This is a genomic window from Streptomyces sp. NRRL B-24085 (assembly GCF_001282115.1).
Classification (GTDB): Bacteria; Actinomycetota; Actinomycetes; order Streptomycetales; family Streptomycetaceae; genus Streptomyces.
Genome location: NZ_LJBR01000204.1, coordinates 1 through 19,909, shown reverse-complemented (window position 1 = coordinate 19,909; position 19,909 = coordinate 1). Strand labels below are relative to the sequence as shown.

Below are 19,909 nucleotides of genomic sequence, written 5' to 3'. Positions count from 1 at the left end.
CCGTGGTCGCCCTCGTGGCCGTGGTCGCCCTCGTGGCCGTGGTCGCCCTCGTGGCCGTGGTCGCCCTCGTGGCCGTGGCCGGGCTCCTCGTCCGTGGCGCGCCCCGTCCGCCGTGCGACCGCCGTCCACGCCCCCAGCAGCACCAGCACCGCACCGGACACCACCAGGTAGGGCCGCAGTCCCGCCTGCACGTACCGCAGGTAGAGCTCGCTGAGGAGGGAGATCCGCAGGATCGCCGCGCCGACGAGGACGAGGAGCAGACAGGGGCCGTAGCGCCTCACAGCAGCCACCACCCGACGAGCACGCTGCTCAGCACGGCCACCGCCCAGGTGACGGCGGAGAAGCGGACGGCGAAGGCCCGCCCGAAGGTGCCCGCCTGGAGGGCGATCAGCTTGAGGTCGACCATCGGTCCCACGACCATGAACGCCAGTCGCGCGGTCGGCGAGAAGCCGCTCAGGGACGCGGCCACGAACGCGTCCGCCTCGCTGCACACGCACAGCACCACCGCGAGGACGGCCAGCAGCAGCACCGACAGCCAGGCCGAGCCGGTGAAGAGGTCGAGCACCGAGCGCGGGACCACGATGTCGAAGGTCGCCGCGGCCGCCGCGCCGAGCACCAGGAAGCCGCCCGCGTGCAGGAAGTCGTGCTGGAGCCCGGCGCCGAAGGCCCGCAGTCCACGGGTCTCGGTCCCGATTGATCGTTTCGGCAGCCGCAGCCACTCCGCGCGCCCGAACCGCGCCCACAGCCACCCCATGACCACGGCCGTGGTGAGCGAGGCGACCAGCCGGCCGAGCACCATCCCGGGCTGTCCGGGGAACGCGAGGGAGGTCGCGACCAGCACCACGGGGTTGATCGCGGGCGCGGACAGCAGGAAGGCGAGCGCCGCCGCCGGGGCCACCCCGCGCCGCATGAGGCTGCCGGCCACCGGCACGGACGCGCACTCGCACCCCGGCAGCACGACCCCGGCCGCGCCCGCCACCGGCACCGCGAGGGCCTGGTTGCGGGGCAGGAGCCGGGTGAGGACCCGCTCCGGCACGAAGGCGCCGATCGCCGCCGAGACGACGGTGCCGAGCAGGAGGAAGGGCACGCCCTGGACCGCGACCGCGGTGAAGACGGTCCACCAGGCGGCCACGGGCGGGGTGTAGAGGTCCAGGGCGAGGGTGGGTCCGAGGACCGAGGCGACGGTGGCGACGGCGAGCAGCGCGGCGCCGCCGAGCGTGACGTGGACCAGTACGCGCACGCCGAGCGCGACGAGCCGCAGCCCCTCGGCCACCCGTCCGGCCCCGGTCCGTCCGGTCACCGTCCTCTGGTTCTCCACGCGCTGTACCCCGCCCGCTCGTCCGTCCCGGGCAGGCTAACCGGACGGACCTGTGCACCAGCCGGGAATGGTCACAGAGGCGGCTGTGCGGGTGCGGGACCGAGGGTGGTGGTGCCGGGGGCCGTACGGTGTCCGAGGCCGGTCCGGTACGCGTCCAGCGCCGCCTCCACGCGTCCCGTACGGCGCAGCAGATCACCCAGCAGCCGGCACAGGTCGGCCAGGTCACCGGCGGCGCCGGCCCGCTCCAGCAGGCTCAGGGCGCGGACGTAGTGCTCCTCGGCGGCCTCGGTGTCCCGGGCGTCCTCGGCGATGATCCCGAGGAGCCGGTGGGCGGCGGCGGAGTGCAGCGCGCCGCGCTCGGAGCTGAGGTCGCTGAGCACCTCGTGGAGCAGGGCGGCGGCCTCGTCGGACTTGCCGCGCCGGTGCAGCACGTCGGCGAGTTCGACGGCGGCCTGGCTGGAGTAGAGGGCGGCCCGCTTGGCGGAGAGCATGGCGAGGGCCTGGCGCAACTCGGTCTCGGCGCGCTCCAGTTCGCCGTTCTGGGCGTAGACGTAGCCGCGCATCCAGTGGCAGTTGGCGAGTTCGGTGCGGAGCTGGAGCTGCCGGTACAGCTCGGCGGCCTTGGCGAGGGAGGCGTCGGCCTCGGCGAGGCGGCCCTCGGCGAGCAGGGTGCGGGCGACGGACCGGTGCATCCGCGCGACGAGGGCGGGGTCGCCGGAGCGCGGGGCGAGGGCGAGGGCCAGTTCGGCGGCCTGGGCGGCGCGGGCGTGGGCGCCCATGTCCATGTAGGGGCCGATGACGCTCGCGTAGAGGAGGAGCAGGGCGTCCGGGTCGTGCAGTCCGCCCCGGTTGAGCTCGTCGATGGTGGACTCCAGCAGGTAGACGGAGTAGCGGAGTTCACCGGTGAGGTAGTGGGCGAGGGCGCGTCCGCGCAGGGCGGGCACGCGGGCGGGCAGCGGGACGTCGTCGCCGAGGGCCTTCTCGGCCTGTTCGAAGTACTGGCGGGCGGCGCCGAGCTCGCCGGTCTCCACCGCGCACTCCCCGAGCCCGAGCAGGGCGGCGGCCCGCACCTCGGGGAGGTCGAGCGCCTCGGCCTCGGCGAGCAGGGCGGCGTACCGGCCGGCGGACTCCTCGGCCTCCCCGGTGGCGAGGGTGCGCTGGGCCTCGGTGAGGCGCAGCCGCAGGTCGGTGACGAGGCGGGCGGGGCGGCCGGTGGCCAGTTCCTCGAAGCCGACGCCGAGGCGGTCGGCGAGGTGCCGGAGCGCGTCGTCGGAGGGCCGCACCCGCCCGGACTCCAGGGTGGAGATGTAGGCCGGTGTGTAGGCCGGTTCGGCCAACTGTTTCTGGGTGAGTCCGCGTTCGACGCGCAACCGCTGCACCCGTCGCCCGATGACGCCCGGGTCGTCCCGCTCAGACATGGCCAACTCCCCAAGCCCCTCTTGCCGTTCGGCAACCGAAGCCCCTAGGTTAAACGGCGTATTAACCCTGCTTAATACACCGTCACCGCCCTGGGTACCCACCGTCACCGCTGCGAGGTCGCCGTGCTCGAACGCACCAGCACCACCGCGCGCTACACGAGGAGTCTCGCCGCCGCCGTCGTGGCCGTGGCCACACTGGTCCTGGCGGCCAACGCGGGCCCCGCGAAGGCGACGGGACCGCACCCGGCCGAGGAGCGGGCCGCCCAGCCGCAGCGCGTGGCCGGGGACCGCTGACGACGAGCGGCGCCCGGCGCGGCTCCTCAGAGCTGGAACTCCGCCGGCGGGACGCCGAGGGCCGTGCACGCCTCCCGGAGGACCGCCTGCTCCGCCTGGGAGAAGTGGCCGTCGGCGCCGGCGATGACGATGCCCGTCTGGATCACCGCGCGCGCCTCCGTCGGCTTCTTGGCCGCCTTGGCGATCTCCTGGAGCGCCTCGGCCTTGCCCTGCGGGAAGTTGCGGGTCAGCTGGTCCACGTGCTTGTGGAAGCGCTGGCGCAACTGCTCCGGCGGGAAGTTCTGCAACACCTCGTTGCCCAGGATCAGCGACTCCATCTGCTGGATCTCGGCCGCGTCCACCTGGCCGTCCGCGGCCGCGACCAGGGCGCACATCGCCATGCTGGCGTCCCGGTACGCGCCGCTCTTCAGCTCGGCCTTCAGCGAGCCGAGCTGGGTCTTCAGGACGCCGACGAGCTGGGTGCGCGAACCGCCGCGGGCGCTGCCCTGTCCGTGCCCGCCGGTCGTCGTGCCGCGCCCGCCCTGCGCCTGCTGCTGCAGGTTCCTGGCCTGGTCCTTGAGCCGGTCGAACAGTGCCATTGACGTCACCTCGGTACTCGTCTGAGTGATCTCACCCGGTCAACGGACGCACCCGGGTAAAGGTTCCACCAAGTGACGCCGGCCCGCGCCCTCCTGCGCCCCGCGCCCCCGGCGCCTACGCTGCCCGCATGACCTCTGCCGCCGCCCGTGCCGCGCTGGACCTCACCGCCGGTCTCCCGGTGCCCGGCCTGGAGGACTTCTACCGGGACCTGCACCGCCACCCCGAGCTGTCGTTCGGGGAGCACCGCACGGCGGCCCGGCTCGCCGAGCGGCTGAGGGCGGCCGGTTTCGAGACCGCCGAGGGCATCGCCGGCACCGGTGTCGCGGGCGTCCTGCGCAACGGCGACGGCCCGACCGTCCTGCTGCGCGCCGACATGGACGCCCTGCCGGTCGAGGAGCGCACCGGACTGCCGTACGCCTCACGGACGCCCGGGGTGATGCACGCCTGCGGGCACGACCTGCACGTGACCTGGCTCGCGGGGGCGGCGCAGGCGCTCGCGGACGGCCGGGACGCCTGGTCCGGGACGCTGGTCCTGGTGGGCCAGCCCGCCGAGGAGGCCGGCGGGGGAGCGGCCGCGATGGTCGCCGACGGCCTCTACGACCGGGTCCCGCGCCCCGACGTGCTGCTGGGCCAGCACGCGGTACCGGGCCCGACGGGCCTGTACGCGCACGTGCCGGGTCTGATCATGTCGGCGACGACGGACGTCGAGATCGTGGTGCACGGCCGGGGCGGGCACGGCTCCCGGCCCGAGACGACGGTCGACCCCGTCGTCACGGCCGCCTATGTCGTCACCCGGCTCCAGACGGTCGTCAGCCGCGAGATCAGGCCGCGCGAGCCGGCCGTGCTGACCGTGGGCCGGATCGAGGCGGGCACCGCCCCCAACATCATCCCCGCCACCGCCCGCATCTCCCTCAACCTGCGCACCCAGTCGGAGGCGGTCCGGGACCGGATGGTCGCCGCGATCCGCCGGATCGCCGAGGGCGAGTGCCGTGCGGCCGGCTGCCCGCGCGAGCCGGAGGTGACCGTCGGCGGTTCGTTCCCGCTCACGGTCAACGACCCGGAGATCGACCACCGGATCGCCGCCGTGCACCGTGAGGTCTTCGGCACCGACACCGTCTTCGACTCCGGCCCGGCGATGGGCAGCGAGGACTTCTCGAAGCTCGCGCTCGGCGAACTCCCCTACTCCTACTGGTTCGTGACCTGCACCCCGGCCGCGACCTGGGACGCGGCGCCGGGCGCGGACCTGCTGGAGAAGTCCGACGCCGTCCCCAGCAACCACAGCCCGGACTTCGCCCCGGACCTGTCGACGGTGGCGCCGGGGGTGCGGACGCTCGTGTCGGGGGCGCTCGCGATGCTCGGCTAGAACGGCGTGGCCTGCAACTCCCGCAACTGCTTGCGCACGTTCTCCAGGGCGCCGGGGCGGCGGCCCGGGACGCGGGTGCGCAACCGGGCGAGCAGCGTGCCGAGTTCCTGGGCCCGGGACTTGTCGCGGACCTGGCCCCACTGGTGGTGGGCCCGGTCGACGGCCCGCTCCACACCCGGCGAGTCCGGGGCCTGCCCGGCGGCCAGCCGGGTCTCGGCGACCGTCAGCCAGATCCGGCAGCTGCGCGCCGGGTCCCTGGCGAACATCGCGAGGTCCGCCCGGACTTCGGACCAGTGCAGCGCCTGCTCGGAGGCCGGACCGTGGGCCCGGCCGGCGGCCTGCTCGTGCGCCGCGGCGAGCGCGTCGGCCTCCTGATGGCGACCGGCCTGCACGGCGGCGGTCACCCGGACGTGGGGGTCCTGCGCCGGGGAAGAAGCGGCAACCTCCGCCTGGGGGCGCGGCGGCTCGGGGACGACACCCACAGGTGCGGCCACCGGCATCGGCGGCACGGCCCCGTACACCCCGGAGCGCTGAAGGTCCCCGGACGGAGAAGAAGCGGCACCCGCCGCCTGCGGAGCCCGGTCCGGCGCCTGGGAGGGCGGCTGTCCGGGCCGGGACGGCAAGCCGAGGGTGGCCCCCGCGGGCACCGCCACCGGCTGGGCAGGAGCGACGACCCCCGGCGCCGGGGAGCCCGGCTGTTCAGGCCGGGAAGGCGGCCCCGGGACGACGCCCACCGGTGCCGCCACCGGCTGGGCAGGAGCCACGACCGCCGGCTGCTGTTCGGGGCGATACGGGAGACGGCCGGGGGCAGGACCCACGGACGTGGGCAGCGGCGGTACGGTCAGCACCAGGTCGCCGTACGCCTCGGGGCCCAGCCTGGTGAACGCCTGCTGGTGCAACTGCTCGACCGGCGGACGCCACCCGCTGCGCAGGATCGTCGCGATCGTCTTCATGTACGCCGGCGCCGCCACCGTACGACGAGAGGGCGGAGGCGCGATCCGCCCGAACACCGTGTTGTTGCGGCCGGAGTCGAGCGCGTGCGTCCGCAGCCATCCCCAGCTGTCGGCGTCGGCGTGCAGGTCGAGAAAGAGGGTGGTCGAGCCCGGCGACCGCAGCCGGAACTCCTCGCGGATCCACTGCCAGGGCAGCGCGGTGTAGCGCACGGTGGCCGGGGTGGTGCGGGCCAGCGCCAGATGGGGCAGGTGCTGTCGGCGGTCCAGGGCGAGCTGGCCGGTGACGAACACGGTGAGCGGGCCCGGGGTGGCCGCGACGGCCCGCAGGCGGGTGAGGACGGCCTGCGGTTCCAGCGGGTCGGCGAGTTCGACGACGGTGGCGGTGTCGGTGCCGGAGAGCACGGCCGGCGGCACGGCCGCGAGGACGGGTAGCACGGACGCCGCGTCCACCAGGCGACCCCTGCCCACAGGTGAGGCGGCGAGCAGCAGCACGGTTCCGGGCATCGGTCCCTCCCCATCCCCCGTCGATCACTTACGGCAGCACGGTAACCGCTGCGGCTGCGAAGGGGAGTTCTCAGGACGGCAAACGTCCCTTTCCTGCCCGCTCGTCGGCCCTGCGCACCGCGAAGACCGTGGTGTCGTCGAGGAGCCGCCCGCCGCAGTGCCCGAGGGTGCCGTCGCGGACGAAGGCCACCAGGCGGCGGGGTTCGGCGGTGCGCGGGTCGGCGGTGAGGGCGCGGGCCACCTCGTCGGCGAGGGGGTAGAACTCCCCGGTGCCGTCGCGGGCCTCGGTGACGCCGTCGCTGGTCAGGAGGACGGTCTCGCCGGCATCGAGGGGGACCCGGTGGACGGACGGCGGGCCGTCGGCGGTCAGGGTGGCCAGGCCCAGCGGGAGTCCGTCGGCGGCGAGCAGCGGCCGTACCCCCGACGGGCCGACCACGAGCGGCGGTTCGTGGCCGAAGACCACGGCCTCCACCAGTCCGGTGTCGGCCTCGGGGAAGCCGAGCAGGACGGCGGTGGCGAAACGGTCGCCGTCGTCGCGGCCGAGCGCGGTGACGTGCCCGCCGTGCCGGCGCACCCGGACCTCCAGCCGCTCGGCGACCGTCGCCAGGTCCGGTTCGTGGTAGGCCGCCTCACGGAACGTGCCGAGCAGCGCCGCCGCCGCCTCGACCGCGCCGAGCCCCTTGCCCTGGACGTCCCCGACGAGCACCCGGGTGCCGTGCGGGCCGGGCTGGATGTCGTAGAAGTCGCCGCCGACGCGGGCCTCGCTGTCCGCCGCGAGATACACCTCCGCGTGCTCCAGGCCGCCCCATACCGCCGGGAGCGGGCGCAGCACGGTACGGCGGGTGGTGGCGGCGACGTCCCGCATGTGCAGCATGCTGCGCTCGCCGCGCAGGCGTACCACGCAGGCCAGCAGGGCGAGGACGCCGCCGACGGCGACCAGGATGAAGTCGGGCAGGCCCGACCGGTACTGGTGCGGCCAGGCCCCGTCGGCGACGACATAGGTGACCAGGGCGAGCACGGCGAAGGCGGCCGTGCCGAGGACGCCGCAGATCGCGGCCGCGATGCCGGGCACCAGGACGACCCAGGAGATCATCCGGAACTGGGCGCCCGTTCTGAGGTCGATCACGGTGATCGCGACCAGCAGCAGGAGCGGCGGCACCCAGGCGACGCTGCGGCCGCGCACGCGGAGCACCTGTCCCCGGCCGACACCGCTCATGGGGCCAGCGAAACACGCGGAATCCTCCGCCGCCATCCGACTTGCCCCCGCCCCCGCGCAGGTGTGCTCTGGTAGTCGGGGGCGGATCGGGGCGGAACGAGAGGAGTGCTCCCATGGCTCACGCGGCACCCGCGGGCGGGTTCGCCCGGACACCCGATGTGTTCAGCGCCAAGGTGCACACGGCGGCCAGGTACGGCATCCCGGTGGTGCTCGGGCTGGTCTACGGCTACTGGGCGGCCGCGAACCGCCGGGACGGCGGCCCGATCACCGGCTGGAACGTGCTGTTCGGCTGTGTCACGGCCCTGGCGTTCATCGTGCTGTGCATCGCCGTGGCGACGTTCGCGCCGCTGCTGAAGCGGGAACTGCACTCGGCCGTGAAGTCCGGCTTCGCCGGGGCGGCCGTCGGGTTCCTGTACAGCCAGACGGGCGAGAGCGTGCTGCGCTCGACGGCCCTGGGGCTGGCGGTCGCCGCCGGGATCTTCGGGGTGTTCTTCTACCGCTACTACACGCACGAGGACGGCGAGGGGAACCGGATCAGGTAGCGGAGGTGCGCGGACCCCGGGCCGGGACACGACGGGGTCCGCGCCCGTTCGGGTGAACCCGGCACCGCAGGGGCGCAGTACGCGGCTCCACGGCTCGCGCGGCCGCCGCCGGCGGTCTTGCCTGGAAGGGTGACCTCCCGTGTCCGCGACGCCCTGTCGGCCGCCCTGATCGCCCTGGCCTGTCTCCTCGTGCCCTTCGGGGCGCTGGCCGCCTGGGCGGCGTACGGCCTCGCCGACACGGGCCGGTACGTCACGGCGATGGCACCGCTCGCCGCCGACCCGGCCGTGCGGGACAGCGTCGCGGACGCGGTCGCGGGCGAGGTGGGCGAACCGGTACGGCCCTTCGTGCGCGCGCTGACCAGGACCCCGGCCTTCGGCACCGCGTGGGACGCGGGCAACCGGGCCGTCCACCAGGCCGTGCTGCGGGCCGTCCGGGAGGGCGGCCACCGCGAGGTGACCGTGGACATCGCCCCGATCGCCGCCCGGGTGGAGCACCGGGTCACCCTGCCCCGCACCGAGGTCGCCGTGCTCCCGGCGCCCGCCCTCGACCGTCTCCGGAAGGGCTACGACGTGCTCGAAGTCGCCGGTTTCTGGCTGCCCGTCACGGCCGCCGCCCTCGCCGTCGCCGGTATCGCCGTCGCCGCCTGCCGCCGCCGTGCCCTCACCGCGACCGCCCTCGGCACGGCGCTCGGCGGCGCGCTCCTCGGCCTCGCCGTCGCCGTGGGCCGCCGTATGACCCTGACCGACCTGGCGGACCCGGTGCGCCGCCCGGCCGCCGGTGCCGTCTACGACGCGCTGACCGGCACGCTGCGCACGGTCTCCTGGCTCCTGGTGGGGGTCGGTCTCGCGGTCGCCGTGGCCTGCTGGATCACCGGCCGGTACGGCTCGCTGCGAGCCCGGCGAGCGTCCGCAGGGCCCGTTCCAGATCCGGCACAGCGGCCGAGGCGAGCCCGAGCCTGACCGCGTCCGGGGTGCGGTTGGGGTCGACGGCGAAGGCGGGGCCGGGCGTCAGGGCGATGCCGAGCGCCGCGGCGGCGGCCGTGAAGGTGTCCGCCCGCCAGGGGGCCGGGAGGTCCCACCAGGCGTAGTAGGCGCGTGGATCGGAGCGTACGGCGAACCCGTCCAGGCACCGGGCCAGCACCCGCTGCCGGTGCGCCGCGTCGGCCCGCTTCGCCTCGACCAGTCGTGCCACGGTCCCGTCCACCGTCCACCGCGCGGCCGCCTCCAGCGCGAACCGCCCGGCACTCCACCCCCCGGAGCGGACGGCGTCGGCCACCGCGTCCGCCCGCCCTTCCGGTACGACGAGGAAGCCGACGGTGAGCCCGGGCGCGACCCGCTTGGACAGGCCGTCGACGACGTGGGTGAAGGCGGGGGCGTGCGCGGCGAAGGGGTCGTCCGCCTCCGCCAGGAACGACCAGATGCGGTCCTCCACGACGGGGACGCCCAGGTCGGCCACGGTGTCCGCGAGTCGCCGCCTGCGTCCCGGGCTCATGGTGACGGACGTCGGATTGTGCAGGGTCGGCTGCACGTAGAGGGCCGACAGCGGGGCGGTGCGGTGGGCGGCGGCCACCGACTCGGGGCGCAGGCCGTCCTCGTCGGTGGCCAGCGGCACCAGGGTGATGCCGAGCCGGGCCGCGATCTCCTTGACGACGGGATACGTCAGTTCCTCGACGCCGACCCGGCCGCCCGGCCGCACCAGGGAGGCGAGGGCGGCGGCGACGGACTGGCGGGCGTTGCCCGTGAACAGGATCCGGGACGGGCCGGGGCGCCAGCCGGGGGTGGCGAGGAGGGCGGCGACGGCGTCGCGGGCGGCCGGGGTCCCGGTGGCGGCGGCCGGGCGCAGGGCCTCGGTCAGCACGTCGGGGCGCAGCAGGGGCGCGAGGGTGTCGGCGAGCAGCTCGGACTGGCCTTCGGCGGAGGGGTAGTTGAGCTCCAGGTTGACGGGGGTCCCGGCGTCCTCGATGAGCCCCCTGCCGGGCCGCCCGGGTGCGGTCGCCTTCACGAAGGTGCCGCGTCCGACCTCGCCGACGACCAGGCCCCGCCGGACGAGTTCGCCGTACGCCCGCTCCGCCGTGGACGCGGCGATCCCGTGCCGGCGCGCGAACTTCCGCTGCGGGGGCAGGCGTTCGCCCGGCCGGAGCCGTCCGGTGGTGATGTCGGCGGCGATGCGGTCGGCGATGCGCCGGTAGTCGTGCACGAGGCCCCCTGTGATGGCACCGAGCGGTGATTGCACTGAGGGCAAAGATTTTATTGCACCGAGCAAGCGGGCCGACCTAGGGTCGGCGGCATGACGGCGATCCCCCTGGTCCTGGTGCACGGCCACCCCTTCGACCACACGATGTGGCGCCCGCAGATCGAGGCGTTCTCCGCCTCCCGCCGCGTGCTCGCCCCGGACCTGCGCGGCTACGGCACCGCCCGGCCGGCCGCCGAGGTCGACCGCTTCGAGCGCTTCGCACGGGACATCGAGGCGCTGCTGGACGAACACGGCGTACCGGAGTGCGTGCTGGCCGGCCTGTCCATGGGCGGCCAGATCGTCATGGACTGCTACCGGCTCTTCCCCGGGCGGATCCGGGCCCTGGTCCTCGCCGACACCTTCCCGGCGGCGGAGACCCCCGAGGGCGTGCGGGTCCGGCACGCCATGGCGGACCGGCTGGAGCGCGAGGGGATGCGCGGCTACGCCGACGAGGTGCTGGAGAAGATGGTCGCGCCGTACGCCGCCCCCGAGGTCAAGGCGCACGTCCACGGCATGATGACGGCCACCCGCCCGGCGTCCGCGGCGGCGGCCCTGCGCGCCCGTGCCGCCCGCCCCGACTACCGCGAGCTGCTGACCCGGGTCGCGGTCCCGGCGTTGGTGCTGGTGGGCGCCGACGACACCTACACGCCGGTCGCCGACGCCGAGGCCATGCACGCGGCGCTCCCCCAGTCGCAGCTGCACGTCTTCGAGGGGGCGGCGCACCTGCCGAACCTGGAACGGGCGGCGGAGTTCAACGCCGTGCTCGGGGAGTTCCTGGCGAAGGCCGACGCCCGCTCGTAGGCTCGGGACGGTGACCCGCCGAAGGCTCGGTACCTGGACCGCCGCCCTGCTCTTCGCCACCGTGAGCGTCGTCCTCGGATGCCGGCTCGCCGACACGGACGGCGTCACCCCGGTCCCGCAGCTCCTCGCCTTCCTGCCCTGGCTGCTCGCGCCCGCCGCGGCGGGCCTGGCCCTCGCCCTGCTGGCCCGCTGGTGGTCCGGGACGATCTGGGCGGCCCTCGTCCTCGGGCTGCTGGCGTGGTTCATCGCCCCGTACGGGCAGGGCGGCGAGCCGGATGGGCGGGTGCTCGCCTCCTTCCGCGTCATGACCTCGAACGTCGAGTTCGGGCGGGCGACCGACGCCCTCGTCACCGCCGTCCGCGAGGAGAGGCCGGACATCGTGTTCGTCGAGGAGTGCGACCACGGCTGCTCGGCCGCCCTGCGGCGGTCCCTGGCCGTGAGCCATCCGTACCGGCGGTCCGTGGAGGGCGCCGGCTCGACGGGGTCCGTCGTCCTCAGCCGCTTCCCGCTGGAGCCCGCCGCCGGGATCCGGGACAGCACCATGGGCATGCCCGGGGCGGTCGCCGACGTGCGCGGTCACGCCGTACGGCTCCAGCTCGCGCATCCCATGCCGCCGCTGCCGGGCCAACTGGACGTGTGGCGCCGGGAGCTGGGGGAGCTGCGGGACTTCGCCGCCACCACCGGTTCCCCCACCGTCCTGGCCGGCGACTTCAACGCCTCCCAGGACCACGCGGCCTTCCGCGCGATCCTCGACACCGGACTGCGCGACGCGGCCCGCCTGGCGGGAGCGGACCGCACCCCGACCTGGCCGGCCCGCACCGCCCCGGCGATCGGCGCGCAGATCGACCACGTGCTGGTGTCGGCGGACTTCTCCGCGCGCGGGGCCCGTTTCCTGGACCTGGCGGACACCGACCACCGTGCCCTGCTGGTGGACATCGCGCTGCACGGGCCCGGCTGACCCGGGTGTTCATAATGGCCCCATGTCCCGCATCGGCCTCACCCCGCCCGACTGGCTGGTCCGGAACCTCCGATCGCAACCGTCCCCCGTCAACCGGCCCGCCGTGGCCCGCGCGGCGATCGCGATGACCCTCCCCCTGGCGGTCGGCCTCGCGGTGGACCGGCCCCTGTACGGCGCCCTCGCCTCCATGGGCGCCCTGTCCGGAGTCATCGGTGACACCGCGGACGCGTACCGCATGCGCATCCTCAACATCGCCGTCCCCCAGCTGTTCGGCGCGGTCGGCGTCACCCTCGGAGCACTGGTGTACGGCCACGGCTGGACCGCGGTCCTCGCGGTCACCGGGGTCGCCCTGGTCTCCGGGATGATCTCCACGATCGGCGCGGTCGCCTCCGTCTCGGGACTGCTCCTGCTGCTGAACTCCGTGGTGGGGGCGGGTCTTCCGATGCCGGGCGACTGGTGGACGGCCCCGCTGCTGATGACCGGCGGCGGACTGCTCGTCCTGCTGCTGGCCCTGCTCGCCTGGCCGCTCAGGTCCGGGGTGCCGGAGCGGACGGCGGTCGCGGACACCTACCGGGCGGTGGCCGGCCTGATGGCCGCCTGCGGCCGCACGGAGTACGACGAGGCACGGCACGCCGTCACCCAGTCGCTGAACCAGTCGTACGACCTCGTGCTCGCCCGGCGCGCCCGCCACCACGGCCGCAGCCCCGAACTCACCCGGCTGCTGGCGCAGTTGAACGCGATCACCCCGGTGGTGGAGGCGGCCCCCGCGGCCCATCTGTCCGGCCGGCCGCTGGCACCGGAGATCCCGGAGGCGGTCCGCCGTCTCGCCCAGGCGGTGGAGACGGGGTACACGGGACCGACCGGACTGCGTCTGCCGGTCCCGGTGTCGGAGACCGCCCGCGCCGTCGACCACGCCCTGCGCCACGCGGCCGAGGTCGTCGCCGCGCCGGACGTGGATCCGAGCGGCATCGACGACCGCCTCGGCCGGCCGGCCGCGCTCGGCGTCCGGGCCGCCCGCGCGGCGCGGAACGTGGCCCTGTCGGGGGTGTCGTGGCGGTACGGCCTGCGGCTGGCCCTGTGCATCGGGCTGGCCCAGGCGCTGGTCTCGATCGTCCCCGTGCCGCGCTCCTACTGGGTGGCCCTGACGATCACCTTCGTGCTGAAACCGGACTTCGGCTCGGTGTTCTCGCGGGCCCTGCTGCGGGCGCTGGGCACGGTGGCCGGACTGGTGGTCGCGGCGGCGGTGCTCTCGCAGGTGCCGCGCGGGTGGTGGGACGTGCCGGCGATGCTGCTGCTGGCCCCGCTGATCCCGGCCCTCACCCCGCGGGGCTACGGCTACCAGACGGCCGCGATCACCCCGGTGATCCTGCTCCTGTCGGACATCCTCAACCACCAGGGCACGGCCCTGCTGATGCCCCGTCTGCTGGACTCCCTGATGGGCTGTGCGATCGCCCTGGTCGCGGGCTACCTGCTGTGGCCGGAGAGCTGGCACACCCGGGTGGGCGACCGCCTGGCGGACGCGGTGGGCGACACGGCGGCCTACGTCGAGTCGGCTTTCCTCGCCGGCACCGAACCGTCGGCCCGCGCCCGCATGCGCCGCCGCCTCTACCGCGACCTCTCCGCCATCCGTACCGAGTTCCAGCGCGCGCTGACCGAACCGCCGCCCACCGGACGCCGGGCCGCGGCCTGGTGGCCGCTGGTGGTCGCGGTGGAACGCATCGTGGACGCGACGACCGCGGCGCGGGTCCGGGTGCGGCACGGAGCGCAGCCCCCGTCCCCCGCCGAGGTGGACCAGGTGGCCCTCCAGCTCAGGGAGTTGGCGGAGGGACTGCGGGAGGCGGAGACCCTCTACGAGGTCCGCACCGACCTCACCGGGCCCGCGGGCAGTGTGCTGGAGCCGGTGCGCCAGGAGGTGGCGGCGGCCCGGGCCGTCACCTCACCGCGCTGACGCCGGCGTGCCGGTGCGGGCCGCCGTCTCGTGGTGGGCGGCCCGCACCGGGGTGGGGGGTGGCGGCTAACGGGCTGACTTCTGCAGGGCCTTGTCCATCGCCGCGGCCAGGCCGTTCGCCCAGAGCCGGTTCACCCGGCTGCGCTCGGTGGAGTTGGGGACGGCGTTGGTGCAGGACGGGCCGGGACCGCCGCCCGACATCAGCTCGCTGCACGGACCGGAGTAGTGGTCCGGCAGGCCGAGCACGTGCCCGGTCTCGTGGGCGGTGACCCGGGTCGAGTCGTACTGCTGGTTCTGCCGGTAGTCCAGGAAGATGTAGCCGCTGCCGTGGCCGTCGGTCGAGGCGTAGGAACCGCGCGAGTCGTTGCCCTCGCGGTAGGAGAAGTCGGCGTTCGACGCCGAGCCCGCCTGGAGTCTGACGTTGGTCACCGAGCTGTTCCATATCTGGGCGCTGCGGCTTATCTGGGCGCTGAACGAGGGCGCCCGGGAGGCGTCGTAGACGACGGTGACGGCGGCGGCGGCGGTCGGGTTCGCGGCCCGCTTCTCGGCCACGGACCTCAGGACGGCCTGGAAGAATGCCTCGCTGGTGTCGGTCGTCGCGGCCGCGGTGTAGCCGGCCTTCGGCGCGGGGGCCGGTGCGGCGGTCGCGGGAACCGCCGTGGCCAAAGCGGCCGTTGCCAGACCGAGGGCGGCCGCTGTCGCGGTGAGGGCAGAGGTGTGCTTGCGCATCGAGACTCCTTGGTGGGGGTGAGTCGTCGATGTGAGTGTCGGTGCCGGTGCGGTGGCTGTGATGATGCCAACCCGTGATAGCGCGGCCCTATCACGGGCGTCCGGCACCCCTGGTGCAACCCCTGCCCCCGCCTTACCCTCCGATCGCATGGACCTTGAGGTGAGACACCTCCGCGCCCTTGTGGCCATAGCCGACACCGGCAGCCTGCACCGGGCCGCCCGTCAGCTGGGCGTCGCCCAGCCGTCGTTGAGCACCCAGTTGCGCCGGATCGAACAGGCGCTGGGCGGTGCGCTGTTCGTGCGCGCGCGGTCCGGCTGCCGCCCCACCCCGCTGGGGCGGCTGGTCCTCAGCCGGGCCCGCCCCCTGGTGGCCGAGATGCGCTCCCTGGTGGCCGACGCCCGCGCGGCCGCGACGGGCGGACCGCAGCTCCGGGTCGGCTCCACCGCGAGCCGGGCCCTGTCGGGCTGGCTGCGCCGGCTGCGCGCCCGCGGCCAGGACCCCACCCTCCACATGAACGTCTCCCCCAACGCCCTGCTGCGGATGGTCGCCGACGGCCAGCTCGACGTGGCGTTCGTGCACGAGGTGGAGGGCTGCCCGCTGCACATCCCGCGCGAGCTGTGCCTGCGGGTCCTGGTGGAACGCGAGCCGCAGTTCGTGTCGTTGCCCGCGGACCATCCGGCGGCCGCGAAGCCCGTGGTGGCCCTGTCCGACCTGGCCGAAGACCGCTGGATGATCGACCCCACGGTCGACGGCGAGTGGGACGCGGTGCAGCGCATGTTCCGCGCGGCCGGCGTCAACCCCGTGGTGCTGCACGGCGATTACCACACGGCCGACGCCCTGGTCGCCACCGGCGAGGTCGTCACCGTCTGCCAGCCGACCCGGGTGCCCCGCCCCGACATGGCGGTACGACGGCTGCACGGCGACCCGCTCGGCGTACGGCTCCTGCTCGCGGCCCGCACCGAGACGGACCTGGACGGGGTCCGTCCCGCGCTGGAGGAGGCGTACTGGGAGAGCGCGCGGCAGGCGCCGGCGTACCGGGAATGGCTGGAAGAGGACGGTCGCCGGGAGCGGCGACCGGCGGTTCCGGCCATTCCCTGAACGGGGACGTGCCGCCACCGGGGCTCAGACGCCGATGTCCTCGCCGTCCTCGCGCCACACGGCCACGACGGCCGGCCGCACGATCTTCCCGGGTCCGTCGGGCCAGGTGCTCGCCGGCTGCTCCACCGTCGCCCCGCTGATCTCCCCGGGATGCTGCACCGCGACCAGCACCCGCCGGTCCTGCACCAGCGGACCGCAGGTCTCGGCCCCGGTCGGCACCGTCAGGAACTGCTTCAGCTCTCCGCGCCGCTCGCCCCTGGTGGCGACCCCGAACAGGCCGTCGTGCGAACCGAGCTGGTTGCCGTCGGTGGAGATCCACAGGTTGCCGTGCGGGTCGAAGGCCACGTTGTCCGGGCAGGAGATGGGGCTGACGTCGTCCTTCGGGAAGCCCGCGAAGTAGGTCGCGGGGTCCTCCGGGTCACCGGCGACGAGGAACAGCGTCCAGGCGAACCTCGTGCTGTCGGCCCGGTTCCAGCGCTCGGTGAGCTCCAGGATGTGCCCGTGCTTGTTGGCGTTGCGCGGGTTGGCCTCGTCGGCGGGGGCGTTCGCGCCCACACCCCGGTTGGTGTTGTTCGTCAGGGCCACGTACACCTTGCCGGTGCGCGGGTTGGGCTCGATGTCCTCGGGCCGGTCCATTTTGGTCGCCCCGACCTTGTCCCCGGCGAGCCGCGTGAAGACGAACACCTCGTCGGCGCTCATGCCCTCGACGTGCGACACGGCCCCCTTCGCCGTGGCGGTGGCCAGCGGGATCCACTCCCCGCTGCCGTCGAACTCCCCGTCGGCGGGCAGCTTGCCGGTCCCGTCGATCTCGATGGCGGGGGAGTCGCCGGTGAGCCGGGCCACGTAGAGCGTCCCCTCGTCGAGCAGCGAGAGGTTGTGCTCCCGCACGGCCCGCGAGGAACCCTTCCGCATCCGCTTGCTGCCGACGAACTTGTAGAAGTAGTCGAACCGCTCGTCGTCCCCGGAGTACACGACCGGCCGCCCGTCGTGCGTGAGCCGCACGGTCGCGCCCTCGTGCTTGAACCGGCCGAGCGCGGTGTGCTTGCGGGGCACGGAGGCGGGGTCGTAGGGGTCGAGCTCGACGACGTACCCGAAGCGGTGGACCTCGTTGGGCTCCTGGGCGACGTCGAACCGCTTGTCGAACCGCTCCCACCTGCGCTCGCTGGCGCCCGTCCCGATCCCGTACCGCTTGTCCGTCGTCCGGCTCGCGTTCGCGAAGTACTGGTTGAAGTTCTCCTCGCCGTGGAGGGTGGTGCCCCACGGGGTGGTGCCGCCGGAGCAGTTGTTGAGCGTGCCGAGGACCTTGCGGCCGGTCGGGTCGGCGGAGGTCCTCAGGAGGTCCGAGCCCGCGGCGGGCCCGGTCAGCCGGAACTCGGTGGTGGCGGTGACCCGCCGGTTCAGGTGGTGCCGGGGTACGACGGTCAGCGCGCCGTTCCTCCGGTTCTCCTCCACGACCACGGCGGACAGGCCGTGCGCGGCCCAGGCGATCTCGACCTGCTCGCGGGTGGGGGCGGCGGCGTCGTAGCCGCGGAACATCAGGACCTCGTCGGTGTACTCGTGGTTCGCGACGAGCACCTGCCTGTTCTTCTCCCCGGGCAGCGGCAGCAGGGCGAGGAAGTCGTTGTTGTACCCGAACTGGCCGGCCTGGGCGGCGGCGGTCTGCTTCTCCGGGTCGAAGGCGGGGGCGCCGCGCAGGATGGGCTCGCCCCAGCGGACGACGACGTTCTGCGAGTGGCCGGCCGGGACGGTCACGGTGTCGTCGGTGTTGGGCGCGACGGGGGTGAACCGCAGTCCGCGGGCGGCCCTGTCCTTCGGCTTCCACCCGGCCGGGGCCTGGGGGGCGGCTTCGGCCGAGGGGGCCGCGACGACGGTGCCCGCTGTACCGGCCGCGGCGGCGACGGTCACGACGGCGGCGGCGCGCATCATCGAGCGGCGGCTGAGCGCGGTGGCGATGACATCACCGACGTACGGGTTGGAGGAGGTGTTGGGCGCCGGGTGGAAACAGGCGTCACCACACCGGAAACGGCAGGTCAGGGCGGACCGCCCACCGGGATGCGACGCGCTCGGCCCATGGGTGGTGCTGATCAACGGCAGCTGTGTGCGCACTTTTGCTCTCCCCTTGCTTCCCCTTGAAGCTCGCGTGACGGACGGTATGCGCGCGTTTGTGCGAGAGCGGGGCGGGGCGGTGAACGGTGAATGAACCCGGGGTGGACGGAGCGGAGTTGACGTCACCCGCGGGTGAAGTCCGGAAGTAGGTCTTGACGCCCGGGGCCCCGACCACCCGCCCCTGCCCAAGATCGCCACCGAGGGCCGCTAACCTTACGTGTCCGTCCTGGCCAGGGATTGACGGGCTTCAACTCATGCGAAGGGTTGCGCACATGGGCATTCTCACTCTCCTGCGGAACGCGTTCGGCGGCCGATCACGCAAGGGCGCTGCCACCGAGGCAGAGGGTGCGGTTCCTTCGCAGGAGGCGACGGAACCGACCCAGGCGCCTCCGGCGGCGGCGAGGGCCACCGTTCCCGAACCCCGCGCCGAGGCGCCGGACACCGACTCCGAGCACGAACTGGTCTCGGCCGCGTTCGACAACGTGACGGTCCCGAAGCAGGCGCCTCCGGCGGGGGCGACGGCGGAGACTCCGGTGTCGCCCGAGGCGGAGGCGGCACCCGAGGCGGTGCCGGCCGAGGCACCGGCAACAAAGGAGTCGGCGGCTGAGGCACCGGCCACGGAGGAACCCCCCGCGGTGACCGCCGAGGAACCGGTCGCGGAGCCCGAGGCCGCCACGGAGGAGCCGGCGTCGGCGCCTGTCGCGGAAGCGCCCGCCGAGGAGGCATCGGCTACGGAAGAACCCCCCGCGGCGACCGAGGCTGCGGACGAGGAGCAGGGCGCCGAGGAGGTCGTGGCTGAGGCGGCTGAGCCCGCCGTGGAGGAGCCGGTGGCTGAAGAGCCGGCACCCGCTTCGGTGGACGAGGCCGAGCCGCAGGCCACGGAGGCGGAACCCACCCCCGAGCCGGAGCCCGCTCCGGAACCGGCGGTCGCCGACGTCACCCCCGAGCCCGAGCCGGTCGCAGAGGTCGTCCCCACCCCGGAGCCTGAGACGGTCGTAGAGCCGGAGCCCAAGCCGGAGCCGAAGGCCGAGTCCGAGCCGGTCGCCGAGGTTGCCGCACCCGTCGCAGCGGAGCACGCGTCCGCGGCCGCCGACGGTGAGGACGCCCCACAGGGGCCACGCGCAGCCGACGACGAGAGTGGTACGGGTGGTGCGGGTGGGAACGACGACGACCCGGCCGAAGGCCGGTCGGTGACCGTACCCCAAACGCTCCGTACCGCCTACGACGCCGCCGCCACCACCCTCGCCGCCCACGGCCTCACCGGTACCACCGCGCGGACGTACCTGGTCCTGGACCGGTCGGCGAGCATGCGGCCGTACTACAAGGACGGCTCCGCGCAGGCGCTCGGGGAGCAGACGCTCGCGCTCGCCGCCCACCTGGACCCCGAGTCCAAGGTGCACGTCGTCTTCTTCTCCACCGAACTCGACGGCACCGGCGAGCTCACCCTCACCGACCACGAGAACAAGATCGACGACCTGCACGCCGGTCTCGGCCGCATGGGCCGTACCAGCTACCACGCGGCCGTCGAGGAGGTCCTCGCGCACCACACCAAGGTGTCCCCGGACACCCCCGCCCTGGTCGTCTTCCAGACCGACGGCGCCCCGGACGCGAAGACCCCCGCCACCCAGGCGCTCACGGAGGCGGCGAAGACCCACCCCGCCGTCTTCTTCTCCTTCGTCGCCTTCGGCGACCCGGAGAACAAGGCGTTCGACTACCTCCGCAAGCTGAAGCTGCCCAACACCTCCCACTTCCTCGCCGGCGAGACCCCGAAGGAGCTCACCGACGCGGAGATCTACGAGGGCGTCCTGGCGAACTGGCGCCCCTGACGCCGAGGCACCACCCCCGCCC

General features: G+C 74.4%; 17 protein-coding genes and 1 pseudogene. 9 read left to right on the top strand and 9 right to left on the bottom strand.

Translation table 11 applies throughout. The features are described from left to right. The 3 genes and pseudogenes from AOJ26_RS42945 to AOJ26_RS22155 form a co-directional block, all read right to left on the bottom strand. Positions 1 to 281 (bottom strand): annotated as a pseudogene (locus AOJ26_RS42945) (hypothetical protein); the annotation flags it as partial. Beyond that, positions 278 to 1,273: a permease gene (locus AOJ26_RS22160; protein ID WP_107092842.1), complete on the bottom strand. Its 996-nt coding sequence runs from the start codon at positions 1,271 to 1,273 to the stop codon at positions 278 to 280. The gene AOJ26_RS22160 and the pseudogene AOJ26_RS42945, both read right to left, overlap by 4 nt. A gap of 116 nt (positions 1,274 to 1,389) precedes the next feature. Next, a complete protein-coding gene (locus AOJ26_RS22155; RefSeq protein ID WP_053850078.1) occupies positions 1,390 to 2,736 on the bottom strand; it encodes a helix-turn-helix domain-containing protein in 1,347 nt (448 codons plus the stop codon). 123 nt (positions 2,737 to 2,859) lie between these two features. Here AOJ26_RS22155 and AOJ26_RS43920 point away from each other — a divergent pair, with 123 nt between their 5' ends. Continuing rightward, the gene (locus tag AOJ26_RS43920; RefSeq protein ID WP_179200365.1) at positions 2,860 to 3,030 is read left to right on the top strand and encodes a hypothetical protein; all 171 of its coding nucleotides are present in this window, start codon (positions 2,860 to 2,862) and stop codon (positions 3,028 to 3,030) included. Positions 3,031 to 3,056: 26 nt separating this feature from the next. Here AOJ26_RS43920 and AOJ26_RS22150 read toward each other — a convergent pair whose 3' ends face one another. Then, on the bottom strand, positions 3,057 to 3,608 hold the full coding sequence (locus tag AOJ26_RS22150; RefSeq protein WP_053850077.1) for a tellurite resistance TerB family protein: 552 nt from the start codon (positions 3,606 to 3,608) through the stop codon (positions 3,057 to 3,059). A gap of 128 nt (positions 3,609 to 3,736) precedes the next feature. On the opposite strand from AOJ26_RS22150, the gene AOJ26_RS22145 reads away from it, so the two are divergent. After that, on the top strand, positions 3,737 to 4,972 hold the full coding sequence (locus AOJ26_RS22145; protein WP_053850076.1) for an amidohydrolase: 1,236 nt from the start codon (positions 3,737 to 3,739) through the stop codon (positions 4,970 to 4,972). On the opposite strand, the gene AOJ26_RS22140 is transcribed toward AOJ26_RS22145, so the two are convergent. Together AOJ26_RS22140 and AOJ26_RS22135 are read right to left on the bottom strand one after the other, a co-directional pair. Next, positions 4,969 to 6,429, bottom strand: a complete 1,461-nt coding sequence (locus AOJ26_RS22140) for a hypothetical protein (protein WP_053850075.1) — start codon at positions 6,427 to 6,429, stop codon at positions 4,969 to 4,971. The two genes, AOJ26_RS22145 and AOJ26_RS22140, sit on opposite strands and share 4 nt — an antisense overlap. Before the next feature lie 70 nt (positions 6,430 to 6,499). After that, on the bottom strand, positions 6,500 to 7,645 hold the full coding sequence (locus tag AOJ26_RS22135) for a PP2C family protein-serine/threonine phosphatase (protein ID WP_053850074.1): 1,146 nt from the start codon (positions 7,643 to 7,645) through the stop codon (positions 6,500 to 6,502). Positions 7,646 to 7,758: 113 nt separating this feature from the next. On the opposite strand from AOJ26_RS22135, the gene AOJ26_RS22130 reads away from it, so the two are divergent. Both AOJ26_RS22130 and AOJ26_RS22125 read left to right on the top strand, forming a co-directional pair. After that, positions 7,759 to 8,187, top strand: coding sequence for a hypothetical protein (locus tag AOJ26_RS22130; RefSeq protein ID WP_053850073.1), 429 nt, complete (start codon positions 7,759 to 7,761; stop codon positions 8,185 to 8,187). A gap of 129 nt (positions 8,188 to 8,316) precedes the next feature. Next, positions 8,317 to 9,147 (top strand): hypothetical protein, encoded by an 831-nt coding sequence (locus AOJ26_RS22125; RefSeq protein WP_053850072.1) that lies wholly within the window; start codon positions 8,317 to 8,319, stop codon positions 9,145 to 9,147. On the opposite strand, the gene AOJ26_RS22120 is transcribed toward AOJ26_RS22125, so the two are convergent. Further along, positions 9,056 to 10,384, bottom strand: coding sequence for a PLP-dependent aminotransferase family protein (locus AOJ26_RS22120; protein ID WP_053850071.1), 1,329 nt, complete (start codon positions 10,382 to 10,384; stop codon positions 9,056 to 9,058). The genes AOJ26_RS22125 and AOJ26_RS22120 overlap by 92 nt on opposite strands. Positions 10,385 to 10,474: 90 nt before the next feature. On the opposite strand from AOJ26_RS22120, the gene AOJ26_RS22115 reads away from it, so the two are divergent. Genes AOJ26_RS22115 through AOJ26_RS22105 form a run of 3 tightly spaced genes read left to right on the top strand, consistent with a single transcriptional unit; the run spans position 10,475 to position 14,127 of the window. Next, positions 10,475 to 11,221: an alpha/beta fold hydrolase gene (locus tag AOJ26_RS22115; protein WP_053850070.1), complete on the top strand. Its 747-nt coding sequence runs from the start codon at positions 10,475 to 10,477 to the stop codon at positions 11,219 to 11,221. Between the two features lie 10 nt (positions 11,222 to 11,231). Continuing rightward, a complete protein-coding gene (locus AOJ26_RS22110) occupies positions 11,232 to 12,179 on the top strand; it encodes an endonuclease/exonuclease/phosphatase family protein (protein WP_053850069.1) in 948 nt (315 codons plus the stop codon). Positions 12,180 to 12,201: 22 nt separating this feature from the next. Next, positions 12,202 to 14,127: an FUSC family protein gene (locus AOJ26_RS22105; protein WP_053850068.1), complete on the top strand. Its 1,926-nt coding sequence runs from the start codon at positions 12,202 to 12,204 to the stop codon at positions 14,125 to 14,127. A gap of 66 nt (positions 14,128 to 14,193) precedes the next feature. Here AOJ26_RS22105 and snpA read toward each other — a convergent pair whose 3' ends face one another. Further along, positions 14,194 to 14,856 carry a snapalysin gene (gene snpA, locus AOJ26_RS22100; protein WP_053850067.1) on the bottom strand — a complete coding sequence of 221 codons (663 nt, stop codon included), beginning with the start codon at positions 14,854 to 14,856 and terminating at the stop codon, positions 14,194 to 14,196. A 148-nt stretch (positions 14,857 to 15,004) separates the two neighbouring features. Here snpA and AOJ26_RS22095 point away from each other — a divergent pair, with 148 nt between their 5' ends. Further along, entirely contained in the window at positions 15,005 to 15,955 is a 951-nt protein-coding gene (locus AOJ26_RS22095; RefSeq protein ID WP_053850066.1) for a LysR family transcriptional regulator, read from the top strand. A 24-nt stretch (positions 15,956 to 15,979) separates the two neighbouring features. On the opposite strand, the gene AOJ26_RS22090 is transcribed toward AOJ26_RS22095, so the two are convergent. Continuing rightward, positions 15,980 to 18,061 carry a PhoX family protein gene (locus tag AOJ26_RS22090; protein WP_053850065.1) on the bottom strand — a complete coding sequence of 694 codons (2,082 nt, stop codon included), beginning with the start codon at positions 18,059 to 18,061 and terminating at the stop codon, positions 15,980 to 15,982. A gap of 272 nt (positions 18,062 to 18,333) precedes the next feature. Here AOJ26_RS22090 and AOJ26_RS22085 point away from each other — a divergent pair, with 272 nt between their 5' ends. After that, positions 18,334 to 19,887, top strand: a complete 1,554-nt coding sequence (locus AOJ26_RS22085) for a VWA domain-containing protein (protein WP_053850064.1) — start codon at positions 18,334 to 18,336, stop codon at positions 19,885 to 19,887. Positions 19,888 to 19,909: the final 22 nt, after the last annotated feature.